The following is a 19,031-nucleotide window of genomic DNA, read 5'->3' on the forward strand; positions in this document are numbered from 1 at the left end:
TAAGTTGGCGGTTTGGTTTCGGGGAGAATGGCGTGAGCGCCGAAAATACCAGCAAACGGCGTGGCATTGCGGCTTCGATCGAGCCTTACCTCGAAAAGGAATCCCTTGCGTCCTTCTTCCTCGGGGTGTCTTCGGGCTATCCCTTCGCGCTGTTGGCGGCCACGTTGACGACGAGGCTGGCGCAGGACGGGATCGAGAAGTCGACGATCACCGCCTTCACGCTGGCGTTCTTCGTCTACAATCTGAAGCCGTTCTGGGCCTGGGTGGTCGATGGCGTGAAGATCCCCGTTCTGGTTCGGATGGGGCAGCGCGTCTCGTGGATGATCGTGATCGGTCTGCTGGTCATGGCGGCGACCGTGAACCTCGCGCTTGTAAATCCGTCGCCCGACAATATCGGACCCACGGTGCTGGCGGCAGTATTGCTCGGGCTGGCCGGCGCAAGCTTCGACATCGTGATCGATGCCTTTCGAATCGAGACCCTGAAGCCTTATCAGCTCGGTACCGGCTCCGGCATGAGCCAGTACGGCTGGCGCATCGGCGCAGCCGCTGCGGGCGCCGTGGCGCTCGTGCTGGCATCGCGGTTCGACTGGCACATGGCCTATGCCGCCTGCGCCGTCTTTGCACTGCCTGCCATGATCACCGCGATCGTGATGGGCGAACCCATCAGGCATCAGGTGGTGTATGAAAAGCGCGAGCTTTCGGAAGTCTGGACCTCTATCGTAGGCCCGTTTCAGGAGTTCTTTCGGCGCAACGGCGCATTGCTCGTTCTGCTTTTCATTCTGGTCCACAAGATTGGCGACACCTTGGCGAACCTGACGTTCCGTCTGCTGTTCAACGACCTTGGGTTCACAAACAACGAAATCGCGCTCTACGACGTGGGTGTGGGCTTCTGGGCACTGATCATCGGCGTCTTCGTCGGCGGCGTGATCTACGCGCGGATGGGCCTCAAGCGTTCGGTCCTGATCGCGCTGGTGCTCATGGCTGTTTCCAATCTCAGCTTCGCGATGCTCGCGGCGGCGGGGCACAGCAATCTAGGCATGGCCGGGGCCATCGGTTTCGAGAACTTCGCCAGCGGGTACGGCGGTGTCGTGGTGGTCGCCTATTTCTCGGCGCTTTGCGACCTGCGCTTCACTGCCGCGCAATATGCGCTGATCTCGGCGGGTGCGAGCATCGTCGGGCGTTTCCTGACCGGTACGACTGCGGGCTCGCTGATCGAGATGATGGGGTATGTGAACTTCTACCTGCTCACCACGGTCGCTGCACTGCCCGGCATCGTGCTGTTCTGGTGGATGATGCGCACCGGCCTTGTCGACGATGCGATGGGCACGGCGGGCGAAGTCGGCGAGGGCGACGCGCGGGATTAGTCCGGCTGTTCGTCGTTTTCGCGAAGGACGCCCCCGGCAAGGTACAACGAACCGGCAATCAGCACGCACTCGCCCTTGGCCGGTTCGATCCGTTTGAGCGCTTCGGCCACGCTATCTGAAGCGGAGGCTTCGGGCGCGAAGACGTGATTGAACGCCGAGGCTTCATGGCAGGCATGGCCGGGCACCGGGACGACCGTCACGCTGGCGAGGCGATCGGCCAGTGGGGCGATCAGGGCGTTCGGATTCTTGTTCGCCAGCATGCCGATGACGAGATGAATGTGCGGGCGGCGCTCGCGAAAGTGCAGGGCCAGTGCTTTCCCCGCATCCGGATTGTGCCCGCCGTCGAGCCAGCAAGGCGTACCGGGCGGCAGCAGCGCGGTCAGCGGTCCTTCACCCAGACGTTGCAGACGGGCGGGCCAGCGCGCCCATCCCATGGCGGCTACCAGCGCGGCGTCGGGCACGCTGAGCGCGTTCTGATGGCGCAGCATGGCAATGGCGAGGCCTGCATTGACGGCCTGGTGATTGCCGGCCAGCGCGGGAAGCGGGAGGTGGAGCGAGCCCTTGTCGTCGCGATAGGCGAAGCCGCTCTGGGTGGGCCCGATGGACCAGTCGCGCGTGCGGCGAATAACCTCGGTGCCGACTTGCAGCGCCTTGGCGTCGATAGCCTCGTTCATGCCGAAGTTGTAATCGAGCGTGACCAGCGGCGCGCCGGCCTTGGCGATGCCGGCCTTCTCGAAGGCGATGCGGATGTGGGGTTCCTTGGGCGCCTCGGGATCGGGAGACAGAAGAAAAGCCTCGTGATCGATCCCGAGCGACGCAATGCCGCAGACTGTCGGCGTCTCGATCACATTGGTGGCATCGAAACGGCCGCCGAGCCCGACTTCGATCACGCAGGCATCAGCGGGTGTCCGCGCAAAGGCGAGGAAGGCTGCAGCAGTGGAGACTTCGAAGAAGCTGGCGCCGATGCCGGCCGCCTCGGCTTCATCGAGCACTTCCGCGAGGAGGTCCGCCAGCATCTCGTCGGAAATCAGCGTGCCCGCCACCCGCATGCGCTCGTTGAAGCGCACGAGATGAGGGCTGGTGAAAACGTGGACGCGGTGCCCGGCCGCTTCCAGAGCGGCGCGCAGGAAGGCACAGGTCGAGCCCTTGCCGTTGGTGCCGGCGACGTGGAACACCGGCGGGAGGCGGCGCTGCGGGTTACCGAGCCGCTTCAGCAGCGCACGGATCGTGTCGAGCCCCAGCCGTCCTTGCGGAACGGAAAGGGCGTCCAGGCGGTCTAGCTGGGCCTGTACGCGGGGATCGTCCGATACCGCGAAGTCGCCCACCTTCAGCGCGCCGAATGCACCGCTTCGGCCAGCGCCGAGGTCAGCTCCTTGAGCGGTCCTGCGGCCTTGTCCCCGTGCTGCTTGACGAGGTCGACCAGCGCCGAGCCGACGACCACGCCGTCCGCAACTTTGGCGATCGAGCTCGCCTGCTCGGGCGTACGCACGCCGAAGCCGACGGCAACGGGAATATCGCTGGCGGCCTTGAGCTTGGCCACGGCCTCTTCGATCGAGCCCTGTGCGGCCTGCTGCATGCCGGTGATACCGGCCACCGAGACGTAGTAGAGAAAGCCCGAGGAGCCTTCGAGCACGGCGGGAAGCCGAGCGGCATCGGTGGTCGGCGTGGCGAGGCGGATCAGCGACACGCCTGCGTCCCGCAAAGCGGGGCCAAGTGCGGCATCCTCTTCGGGCGGAATATCGACGCAGATTACGCCATCGACGCCGGCTTTGGCACACTCTTCGGCGAACCATTCGGGACCGCGGATGGTCATCGGATTGGCATAGCCCATCAGCACCAGCGGAATCTGCGGGTGGCGCTGGCGGAACTCGGCGGCGTAGCGGAAGATGTCGTCCGTGCGCGTGCCCTTGCCGAGCGAGCGCAGGTTGGCTTCCTGAATGGCCGGACCGTCCGCCATGGGATCGGTGAAGGGCATACCGAGTTCGATCACATCGGCGCCGCCTTCGACGAGCGCGTCGAGGTTGGTCGCGGTGTCACCGTCACCCCCGGTGATGAAGCAGACCAAGGCGGGTCCCTTGGAGAAGGCGGTTTCGAAGCGATCACTCATGGATCGGGTAATCCTCGTTGTTATCTTCCGGTTCGGGCAACTTGCACCCGCACCAAGGGCAGTAATCAATCGCGATCATAGACGAGCCACCATCGTGGATCATGATCCCATAACGCAAAAAGGCTGGGTCGTAGCTGATTAGGCAATCTGGGCAGTCGCTGCGTTCAGGGTGCTGTTTGCAGGTCAAACTGATTTGAGCATCCATCATGTCGCAGCAGTGTGCGCTCAAAGCTCCACCCCCAGTGCCTCGGCGACGGTGAAGATGTCCTTGTCGCCGCGGCCCGAGACGTTGACGACGAGGATCTTGTCTTCGTCCATCTCTGTGGTGAGTTGGGGCAGGGCTGCGAGAGCGTGGGCGCTTTCGAGAGCCGGAATGATCCCCTCCAGCGCGCAGCACTGCTGGAAAGCTTCCAGCGCCTGATCGTCGGTGATCGGCACGTAGCGCACGCGGCCGTTTTCATGCAGCCACGAGTGCTCTGGGCCGAGGCCGGGATAGTCGAGGCCCGCGCTGATGGAGTGCGCTTCGGTGATCTGGCCATCCTCGTCCTGCAGCAGGTAGGTCTTGTTGCCGTGGAGGATGCCCGGCTTGCCGCCGGTGAGGCTGGCGGCGTGCTGGCCGGTTTCGATGCCGTGGCCTGCCGCTTCCACACCGACCATCGCCACTTCGGGATCGTCGAGGAAGGGATGGAACATGCCGATCGCATTCGATCCGCCGCCGACGCAGGCGAGCAGCATGTCGGGCAGGCGGCCCTCGGCCTCCAGCATTTGTGCCCTGGTCTCGGTACCGATGACGCTCTGGAAGTCGCGCACCAGTTCCGGATAGGGGTGCGGTCCGGCGGCGGTGCCGATAATGTAGAAGGTGTCGTGGACGTTGGCGACCCAGTCGCGCAGCGCCTCGTTCATTGCGTCCTTGAGCGTCTTGGCGCCCGATTCCACCGGCACCACCTCGGCGCCAAGCAGCTTCATGCGGAACACGTTGGGCTGCTGGCGGGCAACATCGGTCGAGCCCATGTAGATCACGCAAGGTATGCCGAAGCGCGCGCAGACCGTCGCGGTGGCAACGCCGTGCTGGCCGGCGCCGGTCTCGGCGATGATCCGGGTCTTGCCCATGCGGATCGCCAGCAGGATCTGGCCGATGCAGTTGTTGATCTTGTGCGCGCCGGTGTGATTGAGGTCTTCGCGCTTGAAGTAGATCTTGGGGCCTTTGCCTTTGGGCGCGGCCTCGCGGAAGTGCTCGGTCATACGCGGCGCGTAGTAGAGCGGGCTGGGGCGGCCGACGAAGTTCTTTAGAAGATCGTCGAACTCTTCCTGGAACGAGGGGTCTTCCTTCGCCCTGCGGTACTCCTTCTCGAGATCGAGAATGAGCGGCATCAGCGTTTCGGCGACATAACGGCCACCGAACGTACCGAAGTGACCGGTCGAGTCCGGCAGCGAGCGTAGCGAATTCACGGGCGGTTGAGCAGTCATGGATGCGCGCTTGGCAGAGCCGCCTTCGCTTGTCCAGACGCCCTTTTGGACATGGTTGCGCTTCCGCAATCGACGAATGTCATTGGCAGGCCGACCAAGTCCTTCGTCTTCGACGAGCGGAGATTGGCGCGGTCAGCGAAGAAGCATAGAGAGCGGCGCATCAAGACAAGGTCGGCAATGAAATCCGCTCTTAGTTGTCAATACTGCTTCAAGGAATGTAAAATGAACCGTCTTACCAGTCTTTCCGCCGCCGCTCTGGCCGTATTCGCCATGTTCGGTATCGCCAACGCGGCTGTCAACGATGCGCAGGCAAATGCTTTTGCCGCCTATTCGGCACAGCAGGTCCATCGCGCCTGAACCCAGGCATCCTGATGGACGCAAAGGGGCGGCCCGCATCGCGCGCGCGGCCGCTCTTTCGCTTATGTGCGGCGTACGGCCGCGCAGAAGGCAGCGATCTTGTCTTCGTCCTTCACACCCGGCGCGCTTTCCACGCCTGATGATGTGTCGACCAGTGGCGCCTGCGTCATCGCCAAGGCTTCGGCGACGTTGTCCGGCGTCAGGCCGCCGGCAAGGCCCCATGCCGTCGCCCCTTTCCAGCCGGCGACGAGGCTCCAGTCGAAACTGAGCCCCATGCCGCCAGGCAGGGCGTCTGCGGGCGTCTTGGCATCGAACAGCAGCAGATCGACGGCGCCCGCATAGACCCGGGCGCGTTCCACATCATCGGCGCTGGCGACGGGGAGCGCTTTCCATACCTGCAACCCGAAACGCGCGCGTAGCTGTGCCGCACGCTCCGGGGTTTCCTTGCCGTGAAGCTGAAGCACATCGAGATCGGCAGCCTCCACCGCCTCGGCAAGCGTCGCATCGTCTGCATCGACGAACAACCCGACTCTGGCGATCCAGCCTTTGGCGCGCACGGCCAGTTCTGCCGCTTGCGCCGGAGTGACGTTGCGCGGGCTCTTGGGAAAGAACACGAAGCCGGCATAGTCGGCACGTGCCCGGATCGCGGCTTCCAGAGCTACCGGTGTGCTTATGCCGCAAATCTTGATGGCCGCTGTTGGCATTGGAGTGTTCTTGCCTAGATTGCGGTCCCCAGCTGTTGGAGAGGGACCCAAATGAACCGTCTGGCGCGCTATCTAGTGCCATTTGCCGTGGCTGCAATGCTTGCCGGGTGCGGCGTGAAGGAGTCGTTCAAGGACGCGTCGCAGGAAGTCGCGCAGTTTCATACCGCTCTCGACGCCGGAAAATGGCAGGGTCTGTGGGCCGAAGCCAGTCCCGAGCTGCGCAATGCAACCACCCGCAACAAGTTCGGCCGGCTGCTCGACGCCGTGCACAACAAGCTGGGCAAGGTCACGGCGAGCGAGCAGGTCGGCTGGAATGCCAATGCCACGACGGGCGGGACTTACCTGACGCTGACAATGCGTACGACTTTCGAAAAGGGCAGCGGCACCGAGCGGTTCGTCTATCGCAAGGACGACGAAGGCAAGCCCAAGCTGGTCGCCTACAACATCCAGTCGCAGGACATGATGCTGAACTGAATCAGGGCGCAAGCTCGAACTGGACGGTCACGTTGACGTTCATTTCCAGCTCGCCAGCTGCTACCGGAGGCGGCGCGGCAGCGTCCATCTTCTCGGCGCGTGCGTACATGACGGGGCTGGGCGTGTAGCCGCCGCTCTCGCTGATCGAGACGATACCCACGACCCGCAGGCCTGCGGCCTTTGCGTAGAGGTTGGCGCGCTCGCGCGCCTTCTTCATCGCCTCCATGCGGGCTTCATCCTGAGCCTCGTCAGGTTCGCTTAGCGCGAAATTCGGGCCGTTGACCTGGTTGGCGCCGGCCTTGACGAGCGCATCGATCACCTTGCCCATGTCTTCCAGCTTGCGCTGCCGCACGGAGACGGTGTTGGTGGCACGATAGGCGACGATGCGCTGCTCGCTTTCGTCATAGCTGCCGTCCGGCTGGCGCTTGGGTTGGGCATAGACCGGGCGGAGGTTGAGATTGCTGGTCTGGATGTCCCTGTCGGCAATACCGGCCTGCTTGAGGGCAGCCATCACCCGGTTCATCTGCGCCGAATTGGCGGAAAGCGCTTCGCTTGCCGTCGCGCCTTGCGTGGTAACACCGGCGGAATAGCGGGCCATGTCGGGCGTGCGCGCCGACGAGCCCTCGGCCGACACGGTCAGCAGGGTGTGGCCGGTCTGGATCGTCGGCATCGGGCTAGTCTGCTGCGCCATCGCGGCGGGCGCGGCGGCTACGAGGCTCGTCCCCATGGCGAGTGCGGTAATCAGGGGCAGGCGTTTCATCGACAACTCTCCATCTGTTCGGTCTTCCCAACGAACTGGATGGAAGCAGGTTGCCCGGGCCTGAACCGGGTCAAGGAGTTCAGAGCGTCGCTTCGATCGCCCGTGCTGCGGCCATCGGGTCCTCGGCGCGCGAGATCGGGCGTCCGATCACGAGCACGCTGGCGCCGGCATCGCGGGCCTGGCGCGGTGTTACGGTACGCTTCTGGTCGCCGTTCTTGCCGTCGTCGGGGCGCAGGCCGGGGACCACGAAGAAGCCGTCCTTCCACTGCTTGTGAACTGCGCCGACTTCGTGTCCGGAGCAGACGATGCCGTCGAGCCCTGCGGAATGCGCCAGATCTGCAAGGCGCAGGGCCTGATCATGGGGTGAGCAGGAGACGCCGGTCGCGGTCAGATCGTCATCGTCGAGGCTGGTGAGGACAGTAACGCCCACGACCTTGGTGTTCTCCCCCGCTGCGGCCTTGGCATCCTCCATCATGGCGCGGCCGCCCGATGCGTGCACGGTGACGATGGCCGGCTCCAGAACGTGGATGGCCTGCATTGCCGCGGCGACCGTGTTGGGAATGTCATGCAGCTTCAGATCGAGGAAAATCGGCAGGCCGAGCTTGTGCAGTTCGTGCACGCCATGGTGGCCATGGGCGCAGAAGAACTCGAGCCCGAGCTTGATCCCGCCGATGTGCCCCGCAACCTTGCGCGCCAGAGCCTCGGCGGCGTCGAGGCGGGGCAGGTCGAGAGCGAGAAAGACGGGATTGTGGTTCATAGGATCAGACTTCCGGCGAGCTTGTTGGCGAAGGCGTTTCCTTGGAAACACTTTCGGTTGTGGCGGGCGTATCGGCGTGCGCATTGATCGAGGGCATGGAACTGGCCCTCAGTGAATTTTCCAGGGACGAGATGCGACGGCCCATCCGCCAGCGTGTGGCCCGCAGGTAAAGCCATACCGGCACCCCTCCCAGCAGGAAGAATACCAGCGCTACAACCCCGACCGGCCATTCGAAGTGAATGTAGTTGCCACCTTCCAGCGGCCAGAAGTTCACCGGAACCTTTGTCCAGTTCATGGCGATGAAAGCGACGAGAATCGCGGTGATCGCGATCCAAACCACGGTGCGGATGATCTGCATTTTTCCTCCTGCCTTCCTCGCGGGACTGCGCCGATGCTAGGATGTAATGCCGGGCAAGGGAAGACCGGCGGGCAGGCTCAGGCGCCGAAGACGCGATCGAAGATCGTATCGACGTGCTTGAAGTGGTAGTCGAGGTTGAACTTTTCCTCGATCACGTCTGCCGGCAAGGCCGCTGCAACTTCTGGGTCCGCCTTGAGCAGTTCCATCAGGCTGAGCTGCCCGTCGGACTCCCACACCTTCATCGCATTGCGCTGGACGAGGCGGTAGCTTTCGTCGCGGGTCAGGCCGGCCTGCGTGAGGGCCAGCAGCACGCGCTGCGAGTGAACAAGACCGCCCATGCGATCAAGGTTCTTCTGCATACGTTCCGGGTAGATAAGGAGCTTGTCGATCACGCCGGTCAGGCGCGCCAGTGCGAAGTCGAGAGTGATCGTCGCATCGGGACCGATGAAGCGTTCGACCGACGAGTGCGAGATGTCGCGTTCATGCCAGAGCGCCACGTTTTCCATCGCCGGCATGGCGTAGGAGCGAATGATGCGCGCCTGTCCGGTGAGGTTTTCGGTGAGGACCGGGTTGCGCTTGTGCGGCATCGCGCTCGAACCCTTCTGGCCAGGTGAGAAGTATTCCTCGGCCTCGAGAACTTCGGTGCGCTGCAGGTGGCGGACCTCGACAGCAAGTCGCTCGATCGAGCTGGCGATGACGCCCAGCGTCGCGAAGAACATCGCGTGGCGGTCGCGCGGGATGACCTGGGTCGAGACGGGCTCGATCTCGAGACCCATCTTGTCTGCTACATAGGCTTCCACCGCCGGATCGACGTTGGCGAACGTGCCGACCGCGCCCGAAATGGCACAAGTCGCGATTTCTTCACGGGCGGCGATCAGGCGCTTCTTCGCACGGGCGAATTCGGCGTGGGCCTCGGCCAGCTTGAGACCGAAAGTGACCGGCTCGGCATGGATGCCGTGGCTGCGGCCGATGGAGGGAGTGTACTTGTGCTCTTCGGCGCGGCGCTTGATGGCGGCGAGCAGGGCATCGAGGTCCTCAAGCAGGATATCTGCGGCGCGGGCAAGCTGAACGTTCAGCGTGGTGTCGAGCACGTCGGAGCTGGTCATGCCCTGGTGCATGAAGCGCGCTTCCGGCCCGACCTGCTGGGCAACCCAGTCGAGGAAGGCGATGACGTCGTGCTTGGTGACCGCCTCGATCGCGTCGATGGCTTCGACGTCGATCTTCGGATCGGTCGCCCACCAGTCCCACAGAGCCTTGCCCGCGCTTTCCGGCACGGTGCCCATCTCGCCCATCTTCACGGCGGCGTGTGCCTCGATCTCGAACCAGATGCGGTAGCGGGCTTCCGGCTCCCAGATCGCAGTCATTGCCGGGCGGGCATAACGGGGGACCATGTTCGACTCCTTGCAGACCTAGATGCGCGAGAGCCGCTAGGGTGCGAACGGAGGAAAGGCAAGGGCGGTTGGAAAAGCCGGCCGGCGGTTGAGGGCGCTGGTTGTCAGAACGGCCAGATCATCGGGATCATCGTCAGGGTGGTAATCGCCACGACAAGCGTAAGGGCAAAGCCGTATTTGTAGAAGTCCGTGAACTTGTAGCCGCCAGCACCGTAGACCAGGGTGTTGGTCTGGTAGCCGATAGGTGTCAGGAAGCTGGCCGATGCAGCGAACATCACGGCCACCACGAAGGGGCGCGGATCGACATGCAGTGCTTGGGCGAGGCTGATGCCGATGGGCGTGACCACTACCGCCACGGCGTTGTTGGTCACAAGTTCTGTAAGCACCAGGCTGAGAAGGTAGATCGCCACAAGCGCTGCGAATGGTCCCATCGTTCCAAGCCATGGCGTTGCAAGCGTTACGATGGCTTCTACCAGCCCGGTCTTCTCGAGCGCGGTCCCGATCGAGAGCATGGCGATGATCAGCACGATGATGCGCCAGTCGACGGCTTTGAAGGCCTCGTCGGCCTCCACGCAGCGCATTCCCAGCACTATGGCCACACCGAGTATGGCGAGGCCGGCCAGGGGCATGAGGTTGAAAGCCGCTGCCACTACCACACCGATCATGGTGCCCACGGCGATCCACGCCTTGTTGCGACGGAAACCGCGCACGGTGGGTTCGGCTATGTTGACCAGTTGCTGGTCCTGAACGAGGCGTCGCAAATCGTCGGGCGCGCCCTCCATCAGGATCGTGTCGCCGACCTCGAGCGGTACGGTTTCGTAGCGTTCTTCGAGATTCGTGCCCTTGCGATGCAGGGCGATGGGATAGACGCCATAACGCCTACGCAGGCGGAGGTTGGCAAGCGTATGTCCGATAATCGCCGCGCCCGGCGCGAGCAGCGTTTCCACCATCTTGGAGTTTCGCGCCGAGAGCTGGACCAGATGCGGATCATTGGTGGATGAGGCTGTCAGCGCATGCTCGCCGCGTTCCTTGATTGTCATAAGGTCGGTCGCGGATGTGCGCATGACGAGAATGTCGCCTTCATCGAGTACGCAATTATCGAAATCGCGCCTGAGCGATTCATCGCCGCGCAGCACGTCTACAAGCCTGCGTTCGGGGCGGGCGAACAGGTCGATCTCTCTTGGATTGCAGCCGATATAGGGCGATCCCGCTTCGATGAAGACGGAGACGACAAAGCGCTTGTTGTCATTGTTGGGTGTCAGCCCGGCGACGGTGAGGCGTTCGGGAAGCAGGCGGTGGGAAGCTGCCAGCCAGATTACGCCGATGACCGCCACGACAATGCCCACCGGGGCGATCTCGAAAATGGAAAACGGAGCGATTCCCGCTTTGCGGGCAACGCCATCGACCAGAATGTTTGTGGAAGTGCCCAGCAAGGTTACCGTGCCGCCCAGCACCGCCGCAAAGGAAATGGGCATCAGAATTTTGGAAGGAGCCATGTCCAGTTCTTTCGCCAAGGTCATCCCTACCGGGATCATCATCATGACGAGAGGGGTGTTGTTGGTGAAAGCCGACATGGCTGCGATGACGGCGAGAAAGATCGCGACGGAAACTGCGGGGCGTTTCTTGCCGATGCCGGTAATGCGCGCGGCCAGAAAATCGAGCGCACCCGTTCGTACCATCGCCGATGAGATGATGAACATGCAGGCGATGGTAAGGGGCGCAGGGTTGCTCATCGATGCAAGAACATCGTCAGTGGCCACTACGCCCAATACGAGCAATACCGCGACCAGTATCAGTGCGATGACTTCCGGTGCGGCGAGTTCCAACGCGAACGCCAAGAACAACAGGACTAGGAGAATGCCCATTACGGCAGGCGAACTCGCACCGATTCCCGGAATCATGTCCTATGCTGCCCCTCGTTACTTGGCGTCAAAGCCGGCAGCATGAGTTAGCGGGAATTGCGTGTTACGCAAGGGTCATTTGTCTATAAAAATAATTGACAAAGGACATGAAATTTTTGTTCGGCGGGGGTGGTCGAAAGGGAGGTCACGCTACCGGCCACTTGAAATTAGTCGCATGTTCGTAGGTGGCGGCGCCTTCTTCCGAGTAACTTCTTTCGACGATCCGACCGGTGCCATCGTGCCGGATGGCGATGACGGTGCTGCAGCGCGTTCCATATACCGCATCGCCGATGAATACGGGGGCAAAGCGCGGCTCGGGGCCTTGCCCAGGGTGAGCCGGAGCAGGCCCGGGGCACTCGTTGCGCAGGGCATGGAGAAGTGAGGAGAAGTCGTCCTCGCCTGCGGCCATCCATCGTTCGATGGCGGCCTGTACTTCCAATGTCTTGGGCCATGGCACATCGAAACCGCCGTTCGACAGGCCGTGCATGCCGGGCGACAGCGCTCTTCTTTCGAGAATTGGAAAATTGGTGAGAAATGATGCCGTTCCGTTTTCGACCATCACCAGATTGAAAGGATTCATGGCCTCCATGTTCTGGGGAGCGCGTCCCGTGAGCAGGTCGGTCACAAGCTTTCCGCGGGAAGGCCGTCCGGGCTGAGGGCCTTCGGGGACGCGGTAGTTGGTGACGAGAGCGAACCGGCCCGCTTCGGTGACCCCCAGCCAGGTGCCGCCGCCTGTCAGGTCGGTTCCTGCGATGATGCCGGACCCGTCGGACCATCTGGAAAGTGGTACCGCGGGGCGGGCATGAAATTCGTCCCTGTTCCCGGCGCACACGAGTAGCCAGTCGGGATGGGCATTCCAGGCAACGGCAGCAACGCACATCAGATCAGGCCCTTGGCTTTCAGGCTGACGTGGCCTTCGCGCCCGATGATGACGTGATCGTGCACGGTGATTCCCAAGAGACGCCCGGCTTCGGCGATACGATTGGTGATCTCGATGTCTGCCCGGCTGGGGTTCGGCGAACCGGAAGGATGGTTGTGGACGAGGATCAGCGCGGTCGCGCCGATGTCCAGTGCGCGCCGGATGACTTCGCGGGGATGGATGGCAGCTTCGTCGATCGAGCCTTCCCCGACCAGATCGTCAAGCACCAGCATGTTCCGGGCATTGAGGTAAAGCACTCGCACGCGCTCGACCGTCAGATGGGCCATGTCGATGGTCAGGTAGTCGATCAGGGCCTGCCACGAGCTTATAATCGGAGCTTCGCGCACTTTCTCGCGGGCCATTCGGGTTGCCGCAACGCGGACTAGTTGGAGCGCGACGGTTGTGGCCTCGCCCATTCCGGGGTGGGCCGAGAGCGTACGCGGATTGGCCTGCAATACGCCCGCGAGTGACCCGAACCGCTGCAACAGACTGCGGGCGAGCGGTTTCATGTCACGTCGCGCAACCGCTTGGGTGAGGAGGAGTTCTATCACCTCGTGATCGGCCAATGCTTCCAGCCCCCCATCGAGCAGTCGCTTGCGAAGACGCTTGCGATGTCCGCTCGGGTCGTTGCCCATATCGCCGGGGCGGCGCTCAGGCACGGCGCGTTCATCGAAGAGAGGGGTGTCTTCCGGCATAGAATGCACAAACAATTGCCTTTCCCGCGCGGCCAGCGCAAGTGATGGAGCGGATGGCGCAAGAGCAGGACCTGCCCCCCAGTCCCGAGATGACGGTGGACGAGACCGGCGCGCAGCCCGTGCGCCGGGCCCGTTGGCGTTGGGTGCTGCTGGGGCTTGCTGCGCTTTTGATCCTGGCGCTCGGCGTCGTCTGGATCATGCGCAAGGACATCGCCGATACCGTCATATCGGACGAACTCGATTCGCTGGGACTGCCGGCAAAGTACGAGGTCGTGTCGATCGGGCCGTCCGAGCAGGTCGTGCGCGATCTGGTTGTCGGCGATCCAGCGTCTCCCGATCTCACCATTGAAGAATTGCGTGTTGAAACGCGCCTCACATGGGGGATGCCAAGGCTTGGACGCATCACAGTCGTGCGTCCGCGCCTTTTCGGATCGGTCCATGATGGCAAGGTCAGTTTTGGCAGTCTCGACGAGGTGCTGTTCAGCGGGCAGGGCGGTCCGTTTGAAATGCCGGCTCTGGACGTTGTCATCGAGGACGGCGGTGCGCTGATCGAAACGGACAGTGGCCGCATCGGCATCACGCTGAAAGGTGCCGGTGCCTTGCGCGGCGGTTTCGAAGGCGAATTGGCAGCAGTCGTCCCCGATCCCGTTCTCGCCGGCTGCATGGCCCATCGCGCCAGTCTCTACGGAAAGTTGACGACCAAGGCGCAGCAGCCGCGCTTTGTAGGCCCGGTGCGTCTCGCCAACCTGTCCTGTCCGGATCGGGGCATTGCCCTCAGGCAGGCAGGACTGAAACTGGACGTGACGCTGGACAAGGCTCTCGATGGCGCTCGCGGCAAACTGGGGATCAATGCCGGGGCAGGGCGCTATGCGGAAAGCCGAATCGACGGGGCATCCGGAACGGCCGACTTCACGTACCGCGACAGCGGGCTGAACGCCCGGTACGCTCTCAAAGCGCGCGGCGTCACGACACCTCAGGTTGGCTTTGCCAGCCTGTCTTTCGATGGCCGTGCCCGGTCGGCACAGGGATTTGATCGCTTCGACATCGAGGGCGACGTCAGCGGCGACGGTGTTAAGCTGGGCAGGCAAATCGATAAGGCTCTGGCCGAGGCTGAGACGTCTGGAGCAGACACCCTCGTGGCGCCATTGGCGGCGCGGATGCGCGGAGCGCTGGCACGCGAGGCAAGAAGCAGCACGCTTGCCGCCAATGTGATCGTCCGACGGACTGCGGAAGGCCTGAGCGTGGTGGTGCCGCGCGGGTCGCTGAGAGGTGGCAGTGGCTCCTCTTTGCTTACCCTGTCGCGCGTGAAGGCCATGTTTGCTAACGGAGATGTGCCGCGCGTGACCGGCAATTTTGCCACGGGCGGTCGCGACTTGCCGAACATTTCGGGACGGATGGAAAGCGGCGGCGGTCGGCGTCTGACAATGCACGTTGCAATGCCCGAATATCGTGCCGGAAATGCGAGCATCGTGCTTCCGCAACTGGAGTTGGTCCAGAATGCCAACGGGGCGCTTGCCTTCAACGGGCGCGCCGGAATTTCCGGCGATCTGCCTGGCGGTTATGCGGATAATTTGAAGGTTCCTGTCGAAGGGCGATGGAGCGCCGCGGGGGATCTGACGGTATGGCCTGGGTGCACTCAGGTTACGTTCGATAGCCTTCGCTTCGCCAATCTTACGCTCGATAGGCGCAGCCTGGCCATATGTCCTGGCAAGGGAGGTACAATTGTCCGCACCGACCGATCGGGGCTGCACCTTGCCGCAGGCGTCTCGGATATGGATCTGGCTGGACGTCTGGGCGAAACGCAGATCCGCATAGCGAGCGGACCGCTGGGATATGCACAGAACGGGACGCAGCCGGGTGTCATTGCAGCCAAGGCGCTCCAGGTTGATCTTGGTCCCGAAGACAGCGCATCGCACTTCGCCATCGCCGATCTCAATGCCAATGTGGCGGATCAGGTTGCCGGAAGGTTCGACGGTGCCGATATAAGTCTTTTCGCTGTGCCGCTGGACATGCACCAGACTACCGGGGACTGGGCCTACAAAGACGGGGTGGTAACTGTCGACGGCGCCAGCTTCGTGCTTGTCGATCGCCAGAAGGCGGCGCGCTTCAAGCCGATGATGGCGCGTGACGCCACCTTACGGCTTGAGAGCAATGTCATCACGGCGAAAGCCCTGATCCGCGAGCCCGAGAGTGACCGGGAGGTGGTTCGCGCCGATATTGTCCACGACCTGTCGGACAGCACGGGCCATGCCGATCTGGCCGTCGATGGTATCCGTTTCGACGATGACCTTCAGGCAGATGCCCTGTCGTCGCTAGCCCTCGGTGTGGTCTCGAATCTGCAGGGCGTTGTCCGTGGGCAGGGTCGTATCGACTGGAACGCGCAGGGCGTTACCAGCGACGGTACGTTCTCGACCGATGGCGTGGATTTCGCCGCAGCGTTCGGCCCGGTGAGAGGCCTCTCGGGCAAAGTCGTGTTCACTGATCTGCTCGGTCTGGTAACCGCGCCGGACCAGACATTGCACATCGATTCCATCAACCCCGGTGTCGAAGCGACGGATGGTACTCTGTCGTTCGAGATGCTGCCCGATTACAATCTGCAGGTGAACGGCGCCCGCTGGCCGTTCATGGGCGGCACGCTGACGCTCGATCCGGCGCACATGAAGATCGGCGTTGCGGAAACGCGATACTACACGCTGAGGGTCAAGGGGCTAGACGCATCGATTTTCGTGCAGCGGCTGGAGCTTTCCAACCTCAATGCTTCGGGCGTCTTTGATGGCCAGTTGCCGCTCGTGTTCGACGAGAACGGGGGAAGAATCGAGGAAGGGCACCTGCTGTCCAGGCCTCCGGGCGGCAACGTCGCCTACGTCGGTGAACTGACCTACAAGGATCTGTCGGCGATGGGAAACTTCGCCTTCGATACGCTCAAGTCCGTGGACTACACGAGCATGGAAGTCACTATGGGCGGGGAACTCGCCGGGGAGATTATCACCCGGGTCAGCTTCACCGGGCTCAGTCAGGGCGCCGGCGCATCGAGCAATTTCCTGACCAAGCAAATTGCCAGGCTGCCCATACGCTTTGTGCTCAACATCAAGGCGCCGTTCTTCAGCCTCTTTTCGCCGCTGCGTTCACTCTACGATCCATCTTATGTGACCGATCCGCGCACGCTCGGCCTCATGGGCACCGACGGGCGCCCCAGGACCTTCGGGCAGCAATCAGTTCCAGGCCCTGCCATTCAGCCTTCAGTCAGCGAGAATAATCCATGACGGTATGCGAATTGACCGGACGTGTTCCGGCTGCAAGTAATCCCGCAACGCAAGGTTGGGGTGGAAACATTGTGCAGCAGGATAGCGGAAGGTCCGGCAGGCGCGCCGTTCGTGCCATGATTAAACATGCGCCGGTGCTGATGTCAGCATGCGCGATCGGGGGGCTTGGCGGCTGCGTGAACGTGTCCGCGCCCGACAAGCCGATCGTGATCGAGCTGAACATCAATATCCGGCAGGAAGTCGTCTATCGCCTTGACGCGCAAGCGGCCAAGACGATCGAGGAGAACAGGGACATTTTCTGATGACCACGATGTCGATCAAGAGTTTGAAATTCGTCGCAATCGCCATTGCGGCAGCATTGCTGGCCACGGGCTCTGTCGCTGTCCATGCCGATGGTCGCAGCCCCGAATATGCCGACGCGCGTGCCTCCGGCAAGGTGGGCGAGCAGCAGGACGGTTATCTCGGTGTTGTCGGCAGTCAGCCAGCTTCGATCGTCGCGATGGTGCGGGACCTCAACAACAAGCGCCGCGCCGTCTATACCGAAGGTGCGGCTGCCTCGAAAAGCACGGTTCAGGAATACGCCACCGCGACTGCCTGCCGCCTGCTGGCGGACACCAAGCCTGGTGAGAAGTATCAGGCGCCCGACGGCTCCTGGCAGACGCGCGGCTCCGCGATGCCGCCGCGTCCGTCCGGCTGCAAGTGACGGCGGGAGCGCGTTGGACACAATCCGACTTTGATTCGTTTGAAAGGGCCGGCTGACAGCATTGTCATCCGGCCCTTTTTTTTGCAGCATCGCCAACGCGGTATTGGATCGGGACTATCTGGGGTCGGGGCCAAGTCTGCATCGTTTGGGCGGCGGTTGAGCGTCGATAGTTGCAGTGCAGCACCGGCCACGGTTGACTCGGGAAAAGCCGCAACCTAAGGGGGCGGCGCCCTGGGCGGGCAGCCGTTGAACGCGTCATTCGTTCCTGTGTCAAAGAGGAGCCTGACATGAACGACGAGCCACCTGCCCCGGACCCTGTTGGCGAGGATGCGCGGATCGACGCGCTCGATGAAAGGCTCAAGGCCCTTCGAGAGCGGGAAGAGAAGCGTAACCAACCGACGGCAAGCGCGGGAACGGACGAGAATTATCGTCTCGGGAACCGGGTGTTGTCGGAATTGCTGGGGGGACTTGCGGGTGGACTGTTTATCGGTTGGGTGATTGATCACTTCGCCGGAACGTCTCCCTGGGGTCTGTTGGTAATGTTGTTCTTCGGAATATTCGTTGCCTTCAGAAACATTATCCGGATTTCGAACCGGCGTCCTGACTGACCCAAGGGGGGTGGGAAGGGACGCTGCTGTTCAGTAGGCGACAGGAATATTCGCGTGGCAGCCGAAGGCAAGGTCGACCCGATGCACCAGTTTACCATCCAGCCGATGTTCGGCTCGGATGGCTGGAATATTGCTGGTTACAATGTCGCTTTCACCAACAGTTCGCTGTGGATGGCGATTGCAGCAGCGCTGCTGTTCGTCTTCGTGGCGGGCGGTGCGAAGCGTCAGCTCGTGCCCGGACGCTGGCAGATGGCGGTGGAAACGTTCACCGGCTTCGTCGATGGCATGCTTGCCGCCAATGTCGGCGCCAACGGCAAGAAGTATGTGCCTTACATCTTCTCGCTGTTCATGTTCATTCTCTTCGCGAACTTCCTCGGCCTGATGCCGCTGGGTGTGCTGGGCCTCCATCCCTTCACGTTCACCAGCCACTTCTCGGCTACCGGTGTACTTTCGATCCTGTCTTTCTCGATCGTGATCATCGTCGGTTTCGCCAAGCACAAGCTGCACTTCTTCTCGCTGTTTGTGCCGCACGGTACGCCCGCTCTGATGATCCCGGCCATTTTCGTGGTCGAGTTGATCTCGTTCCTGGTGCGCCCGTTCAGCCTCGGCCTGCGTCTCTTCGTCGCGATGATGGCGGGGCACGTTTTGCTCGAAGTGCTTTCGAGCTTCGTAATCAGCTCGGGCAATGCCAACCTTGGCCTTTTCGCCATCGCTGGTGTGCCCAGCTTCATCCTGATGGTCGGCATCTGCGCTCTTGAGCTGCTGGTCGCTGGCATTCAGGCTTACGTTTTCGCTCTTCTCACTTGCGTCTATCTCAATGACGCCGAGAACCTTCACTGATTTTACAGCCAATCGAGTTTTCCAAAGGGAGTTTTTGAAATGGACGCAGAAGCTGCAAAGCTGCTTGGTGCTGGTTTCGCCGCTATCGGCGCTGGCCTCGCTTCGATCGGCGTGGGCAACGTTTTCGCCAAGTTCCTCGAAGGCGCACTGCGCAACCCGGGCGCCGCTGACGCCCAGCAGGGCCGCCTGTTCATCGGCTTCGCCGGTGCCGAGCTTCTGGGCCTGCTCTCGTTCGTTATTGCCGCGCTGCTGATCTTCGCCTGATCGCAACGCAGTTCCGTTCGGCCGAACCGCTCTGACCCTTTGGTGGAGCGGTTCGATCGGCGGATCGAAATTTTGACGGCCACCACGAGACAGGGCTGA

At 62.4% G+C, this 19,031-nt stretch carries 21 protein-coding genes; 9 read left to right on the forward strand and 12 right to left on the reverse strand.

All coding sequences use genetic code 11. The features are described from left to right. Nucleotides 1-32: 32 nt before the first annotated feature. Nucleotides 33-1,364, forward strand: a complete 1,332-nt coding sequence (locus IEX64_RS07655; RefSeq protein WP_188819067.1) for an AmpG family muropeptide MFS transporter — start codon at nucleotides 33-35, stop codon at nucleotides 1,362-1,364. On the opposite strand, the gene IEX64_RS07660 is transcribed toward IEX64_RS07655, so the two are convergent. Genes IEX64_RS07660 through trpB form a run of 4 tightly spaced genes read right to left on the reverse strand, consistent with a single transcriptional unit; the run spans nucleotide 1,361 to nucleotide 4,938 of the window. Next, entirely contained in the window at nucleotides 1,361-2,689 is a 1,329-nt protein-coding gene (locus IEX64_RS07660; RefSeq protein ID WP_188819068.1) for a bifunctional folylpolyglutamate synthase/dihydrofolate synthase, read from the reverse strand. The genes IEX64_RS07655 and IEX64_RS07660 overlap by 4 nt on opposite strands. 2 nt (nucleotides 2,690-2,691) lie before the next feature. Then, on the reverse strand, nucleotides 2,692-3,471 hold the full coding sequence (gene trpA, locus IEX64_RS07665) for a tryptophan synthase subunit alpha (RefSeq protein ID WP_188819069.1): 780 nt from the start codon (nucleotides 3,469-3,471) through the stop codon (nucleotides 2,692-2,694). Continuing rightward, entirely contained in the window at nucleotides 3,464-3,679 is a 216-nt protein-coding gene (locus IEX64_RS24750; RefSeq protein WP_373290132.1) for a DUF6980 family protein, read from the reverse strand. The genes trpA and IEX64_RS24750 overlap by 8 nt, the downstream gene beginning before the upstream one ends. A gap of 17 nt (nucleotides 3,680-3,696) precedes the next feature. Further along, nucleotides 3,697-4,938: a tryptophan synthase subunit beta gene (gene trpB / locus IEX64_RS07670; protein ID WP_188819070.1), complete on the reverse strand. Its 1,242-nt coding sequence runs from the start codon at nucleotides 4,936-4,938 to the stop codon at nucleotides 3,697-3,699. Nucleotides 4,939-5,160: 222 nt separating this feature from the next. Here trpB and IEX64_RS24610 point away from each other — a divergent pair, with 222 nt between their 5' ends. After that, complete coding sequence (locus tag IEX64_RS24610; RefSeq protein ID WP_268238443.1) at nucleotides 5,161-5,295, forward strand: hypothetical protein; 135 nt, start codon at nucleotides 5,161-5,163, stop codon at nucleotides 5,293-5,295. A gap of 62 nt (nucleotides 5,296-5,357) precedes the next feature. Here the strand turns inward: IEX64_RS24610 and IEX64_RS07675 are convergent, their stop codons facing one another. After that, nucleotides 5,358-5,999: a phosphoribosylanthranilate isomerase gene (locus IEX64_RS07675; RefSeq protein ID WP_188819071.1), complete on the reverse strand. Its 642-nt coding sequence runs from the start codon at nucleotides 5,997-5,999 to the stop codon at nucleotides 5,358-5,360. A 51-nt stretch (nucleotides 6,000-6,050) separates the two neighbouring features. On the opposite strand from IEX64_RS07675, the gene IEX64_RS07680 reads away from it, so the two are divergent. After that, nucleotides 6,051-6,473 carry a DUF4019 domain-containing protein gene (locus IEX64_RS07680; RefSeq protein WP_188819072.1) on the forward strand — a complete coding sequence of 141 codons (423 nt, stop codon included), beginning with the start codon at nucleotides 6,051-6,053 and terminating at the stop codon, nucleotides 6,471-6,473. A gap of 1 nt (nucleotide 6,474) precedes the next feature. On the opposite strand, the gene IEX64_RS07685 is transcribed toward IEX64_RS07680, so the two are convergent. The 7 genes from IEX64_RS07685 to radC form a co-directional block, all read right to left on the reverse strand. Then, complete coding sequence (locus IEX64_RS07685) at nucleotides 6,475-7,233, reverse strand: SIMPL domain-containing protein (protein ID WP_188819073.1); 759 nt, start codon at nucleotides 7,231-7,233, stop codon at nucleotides 6,475-6,477. A gap of 79 nt (nucleotides 7,234-7,312) precedes the next feature. Next, a complete protein-coding gene (gene pyrF / locus IEX64_RS07690; protein ID WP_188819074.1) occupies nucleotides 7,313-7,990 on the reverse strand; it encodes an orotidine-5'-phosphate decarboxylase in 678 nt (225 codons plus the stop codon). Nucleotides 7,991-7,994: 4 nt separating this feature from the next. Then, nucleotides 7,995-8,348, reverse strand: coding sequence for a LapA family protein (locus tag IEX64_RS07695; protein WP_188819075.1), 354 nt, complete (start codon nucleotides 8,346-8,348; stop codon nucleotides 7,995-7,997). Nucleotides 8,349-8,425: 77 nt separating this feature from the next. Further along, nucleotides 8,426-9,739 carry an adenylosuccinate lyase gene (purB, locus tag IEX64_RS07700; protein ID WP_188819076.1) on the reverse strand — a complete coding sequence of 438 codons (1,314 nt, stop codon included), beginning with the start codon at nucleotides 9,737-9,739 and terminating at the stop codon, nucleotides 8,426-8,428. 104 nt (nucleotides 9,740-9,843) lie between these two features. Further along, complete coding sequence (locus IEX64_RS07705) at nucleotides 9,844-11,640, reverse strand: SLC13 family permease (RefSeq protein WP_188819077.1); 1,797 nt, start codon at nucleotides 11,638-11,640, stop codon at nucleotides 9,844-9,846. 145 nt (nucleotides 11,641-11,785) lie between these two features. Further along, nucleotides 11,786-12,520, reverse strand: a complete 735-nt coding sequence (locus IEX64_RS07710) for an NRDE family protein (protein WP_188819078.1) — start codon at nucleotides 12,518-12,520, stop codon at nucleotides 11,786-11,788. After that, nucleotides 12,520-13,254: a RadC family protein gene (gene radC / locus IEX64_RS07715; protein WP_188819203.1), complete on the reverse strand. Its 735-nt coding sequence runs from the start codon at nucleotides 13,252-13,254 to the stop codon at nucleotides 12,520-12,522. Before radC ends, IEX64_RS07710 begins: the two co-directional genes overlap by 1 nt. Before the next feature lie 53 nt (nucleotides 13,255-13,307). Between radC and IEX64_RS07720 the strand changes: the two genes are divergently transcribed. From IEX64_RS07720 to IEX64_RS07745, 6 genes are all read left to right on the forward strand, one after another. Beyond that, nucleotides 13,308-16,517 carry an intermembrane phospholipid transport YdbH family protein gene (locus IEX64_RS07720; protein ID WP_188819079.1) on the forward strand — a complete coding sequence of 1,070 codons (3,210 nt, stop codon included), beginning with the start codon at nucleotides 13,308-13,310 and terminating at the stop codon, nucleotides 16,515-16,517. Then, nucleotides 16,514-16,819, forward strand: coding sequence for a YnbE family lipoprotein (locus tag IEX64_RS07725; protein ID WP_188819080.1), 306 nt, complete (start codon nucleotides 16,514-16,516; stop codon nucleotides 16,817-16,819). The genes IEX64_RS07720 and IEX64_RS07725 overlap by 4 nt, the downstream gene beginning before the upstream one ends. After that, complete coding sequence (locus IEX64_RS07730; RefSeq protein WP_188819081.1) at nucleotides 16,819-17,220, forward strand: YdbL family probable chaperone protein; 402 nt, start codon at nucleotides 16,819-16,821, stop codon at nucleotides 17,218-17,220. The genes IEX64_RS07725 and IEX64_RS07730 overlap by 1 nt, the downstream gene beginning before the upstream one ends. A 287-nt stretch (nucleotides 17,221-17,507) precedes the next feature. Further along, nucleotides 17,508-17,828, forward strand: a complete 321-nt coding sequence (locus IEX64_RS07735) for an AtpZ/AtpI family protein (RefSeq protein WP_188819082.1) — start codon at nucleotides 17,508-17,510, stop codon at nucleotides 17,826-17,828. 54 nt (nucleotides 17,829-17,882) lie between these two features. Then, complete coding sequence (locus tag IEX64_RS07740) at nucleotides 17,883-18,668, forward strand: F0F1 ATP synthase subunit A (RefSeq protein WP_188819083.1); 786 nt, start codon at nucleotides 17,883-17,885, stop codon at nucleotides 18,666-18,668. A gap of 39 nt (nucleotides 18,669-18,707) precedes the next feature. After that, nucleotides 18,708-18,932, forward strand: coding sequence for a F0F1 ATP synthase subunit C (locus IEX64_RS07745; protein ID WP_008833283.1), 225 nt, complete (start codon nucleotides 18,708-18,710; stop codon nucleotides 18,930-18,932). Nucleotides 18,933-19,031 lie beyond the last annotated feature (99 nt).

This window comes from Novosphingobium indicum (assembly GCF_014645195.1).
In the GTDB taxonomy this organism is placed as follows: domain Bacteria; phylum Pseudomonadota; class Alphaproteobacteria; order Sphingomonadales; family Sphingomonadaceae; genus Novosphingobium; species Novosphingobium indicum.